Origin of the sequence: Segeticoccus rhizosphaerae (assembly GCF_009192725.1) — a bacterium.
Classification (GTDB): domain Bacteria; phylum Actinomycetota; class Actinomycetes; order Actinomycetales; family Dermatophilaceae; genus Segeticoccus; species Segeticoccus rhizosphaerae.
The window spans coordinates 1-611 of record NZ_VOHR01000703.1 but is presented as its reverse complement, the minus strand read 5'-3'; the positions used below and the strand labels follow the sequence as shown (position 1 = coordinate 611).

General features: G+C 74.6%; 1 pseudogene. It reads left to right on the top strand.

Annotated features, from left to right (window positions below):
* Positions 1 to 611: pseudogene (locus FRW57_RS23805) on the top strand (helix-turn-helix domain-containing protein); the annotation flags it as partial.

Below are 611 nucleotides of genomic sequence, written 5' to 3'. Positions count from 1 at the left end.
TCGTCCAGACGCGCGCGGCGGCGGAGACCACCCAGGCCCTGGCGGCGCTGTCCGCCGCCCACGAGACGGTGGGCCGCTACACCGCCGGGGTCGAGCGGGCCGCCGCCGCCCACGACAGCTTCACCAAGATCGTCCTGGCAGGAGGTGGGGTGGAGGACCTCACGGCCGCACTCGGCGACCTGCTGGACGCCTCGGTCACCTTCCTCGACGCCGAGAGCACCGACGACACGTGCCCGCCGTCCATGCTCGACGTGGTCAGCGCCACGCACGCCACCGGCCGGCTCGCCCGCGACGGTTCCCGTTGGGCCGTCACCGTGTCCGCGGGACCGGAGGTGCTGGGGACTCTCGTGCTCGAGCGAGGCGGCGACCTCGACGACGCGGACGAACGCACCATCGAGCGCGCCGCGCTCGTCACCGCTTTGATCCTGCTGTTCGCGCGGGCCGAGGCGGACGACGAGCAGCGTGCCTCGTCCGACCTCGTCTCCGACCTGATGACCGGAAGGGGCGATCTGGCGAGCCGGACCGCTCGGGCCCGGGGCCGCCGGCTGGACCCCGACGAGCCCCACGTCGTGCTGGTGGTGCGCGGCGCCGGCGACCAGCACGACGTGGGG